Below are 2,904 nucleotides of genomic sequence, written 5' to 3'. Positions count from 1 at the left end.
GGCCGTTCCGGAGCTCCCGGGACGGCCGCCACCGCTCGTCGGTACGGTGCTACTTTTCGAGCACGGTGGTGCGCGTCAGCGGCAGGTGCCGCGTCTCCCGGAAGGAGAAGAGCACCACCAGCGCGGACACCAGCCCCAGCCCCATCAGGTAGAAGCCGCTCGGCCTCGGCGCCGTCGACGAGGCGGCCACCGAGCGCGAACTCGGTGGTCTTCGCCCGGCCGAGGATGCCCCGCATGGCCCAGATGCCGGTGATGCTGGGGATGCCGGACAGCACTTCCGGCTGCCCCATCCGGACCGTGGCGTGGCCGATGCGGAAGTCGGCGAGCAGGGCGAACTGGAAACCCGAGCCCGCTGCGACGCCGTTGACGGCGGCCACGACCGGCTTGTCCAGGCTGCGTACGGCGCGGAAGAGGCGGCCGAAGTCGTCTATCCATGCCTCGGCTGCCGCGTGGTCGTCGGGATCGATCGCCGCGGTCTCGGCGAGGTCCTGACCGGCGCAGAACGCGCGGCCGGCGCCGGTGAGAACGACCGCGCGGCACCGCTCGTCCGCCCCCAGCGAGTCGAGTGCCGCGACCAGTTGGCTCCGCATGCCGCCGGTCCAGGCGTTGAGCTTGTCGGGACGGTTGAGGGTGACCTCGGCGACGTAGACATCGGCGGCCGTGGCCGTCATCGGGTGGCGGGTGACGACGACGGTGCTGTTCTCAGCCATGAAGGGCATGCCTTTCTCAGTATGTGCAAAGGAAGGAGGCGGCGGGGCCGCAGGGGAGCCGGAGTGACGGGCGGATGTCCGTGAGCGGGCGTCCCGTGAGCAGTCATGCAAACAGGCAGGGATGTGATCCGGCCAACACCAATCGGGACTGGCGGCGATATCGGAGCGATATGGTCCGCTCATGGAGCTCCGCCACCTGCGCTACTTCGCCGTCCTTGCCGAGGAACTGCATTTCGGCCGGGCGGCGGAACGCCTGCACATGGCCCAGCCGCCTCTGTCGCAGCGCATCCGCGACCTGGAGCGCGAACTCGGGGTACGGCTGTTCGACCGGACGCGGCACCGCGTCCAGCTGACCGAGGCCGGGGCACTGCTCCTTGAGCATGTGCGGCCGGTACTCACCGGGGTGGACACCGCGCGCGAGGCGATGCGCAGGATCCGTCCCGGCGAGTCAGGTGTGCTGCGTGTCGGCGTACCGCCGGACACCGGCCCGACAGTGCTGCGGACTCTCACCGCCGGTTTTGCCGACCGGGTGCCCGATGTGCTGCTCGATCTCCATGAACTCACCACGGACGAACAGTTGGCCCGGCTGCGCGAGGGCGAACTGGATGCGGGGGTGGTCCGGCACCCGTCGGACACGGTGGGCCTGGAATCGGGCCCTGTGGCGCGGCGCGAACTGGGCGTCGTGCTGCGGTCGGACCATGCCGCGGCAGCGGGCGGCGGTGCGGTCCGGCTGAGGGACTTCGACGGGACGCCGCTGGTGATCTTCCCGCGTGCGATGGCGCCGCGCCTCTACGACCACATGCTCACCATTTGCCGGGACGAGGGATTCCTGCCCGGATCGATCAGACACGCACGCAATCCCCACTTCGTGCACGGGCTCGTACTCGCAGGTCGTGGCATCCACCTCAACGAGGCCCCGGTCACACCGCTCATCGACGGTCTGGTGTGGCGTCCGCTGGAGGGGGCGCCGCTCGCGTGGCTGACCTCGGTGGTCTGGGTGCCGAGCCGGTACAACGAAGCGATCGCGTCGTTCGCTGAAGCGGTCTCGGAAAGCCTTTCCGGGGCCGACGGCTGAGCGGCCCCTCCCGTCGCGGCCCACGCATCGCGGGGCCGGCCGCGCTCGATTCGGGACGGCTTCGCGGGCGTCTCCTGCTCCGGTGGCAGCGGGACGACGCCGATCGCCTCCAGGAGATCGCGCTGCCCGTCCATCAGCCCGGTCCAGACCATGATGTGCTGACGCTGCCTCCGCAGCCACTTGCCGACGTCCATCCCGTGCACGGTGACGCCGGGCAGGACATCGGCCCGGTCACCAGCTCGCGCACGGTGGCGTAGTGCCGCTGCCACTCCGGGTTCCAATGCTCGTCCACGGCCTCCAACGCGGTCTTTCGCTCGGGGTGGCCGCCCAGCGCACCGGGGCGCACACAGCGTCCAGTGCTGGTTGTAGTACGCCTTCGTGGCCTCCAGGTTCTCCTGGAACCGCTCATCCTCGGGCGACTCGGACCGGACATCGATCGGCCCCCGGGTCAGGTGAGGGCCGCCACCAGCCCGGCGGCCCTGGCCAGCGTTTCCCGCTTCAGGGGGCGGGGTCCAGGGCGCGGGCGAGCGACTCGAGGGATGCCAGGGGGTCGGGGGCGGTGGGAGCGAGGACGACGCTGGTCGCGCCAGCTGCCTGGCGTGCGGCCCACTACGTCCGCGCCGCCCGCCCCGGGCGCTTCGCCATTGATCCGACGCAGGCATGAAAGCTGCGTCACACCCAGCCCGCCTTCCTGGTCACCTCGGTGGCGACCTCATCGACCGGGCGCGTGGTGGCGTCGACGGTGAAGTCATCGACTGCTGCTTGTTCGAGGATCCCGGCCAGTTCGCCGGCCCTGGCCAGGTGCCATCGCAACGCCTCGGATTCGTTCTCGTGGCGTCGCGTAAGCCGCTGGTGGATGACGGGCAAATCGGCCCGGAGCCGGCACACCGAAAGCTCAATACCGATCGCATCGGTGCACAGCTTCCGGTCCTCCAGGTCCTCGATCACACCGGCGAGGACCAGCCGAACTGCTCCCGCAGCGAGGTAGTTACCTGGGATCTTGTGTGAAAGCCCCGGCGTGAACGACTCCGTTGGGAAATCCGCAAAGCGGCGGTCTGTAGTGGTCGGGATGGCATGATCGTCTTGTCTGTGGGCGGGAGGGGTCGGGGTGTCGTTGGA

At 69.8% G+C, this 2,904-nt stretch carries 3 protein-coding genes; 1 reads left to right on the top strand and 2 read right to left on the bottom strand.

Annotated elements, in window-relative coordinates; translation table 11 throughout:
- The coding region (locus tag ABTZ94_RS37100) for an enoyl-CoA hydratase/isomerase family protein (protein ID WP_351207805.1) at positions 1-710 on the bottom strand (710 nt) is incomplete at its 3' end.
- A gap of 181 nt (positions 711-891) precedes the next feature.
- On the opposite strand from ABTZ94_RS37100, the gene ABTZ94_RS37095 reads away from it, so the two are divergent.
- Positions 892-1,785, top strand: coding sequence for a LysR family transcriptional regulator (locus ABTZ94_RS37095; RefSeq protein ID WP_351207803.1), 894 nt, complete (start codon positions 892-894; stop codon positions 1,783-1,785).
- Positions 1,786-2,457: 672 nt separating this feature from the next.
- Here ABTZ94_RS37095 and ABTZ94_RS37085 read toward each other — a convergent pair.
- A partial coding sequence (locus tag ABTZ94_RS37085; protein ID WP_351207801.1) for a hypothetical protein occupies positions 2,458-2,904 on the bottom strand: 447 nt, incomplete at its 5' end.

It is taken from the genome of Streptomyces sp. NPDC002785 (assembly GCF_040295565.1).
GTDB lineage: Bacteria > Actinomycetota > Actinomycetes > Streptomycetales > Streptomycetaceae > Streptomyces.
This window is presented reverse-complemented; position numbering and strand designations above follow the sequence as displayed.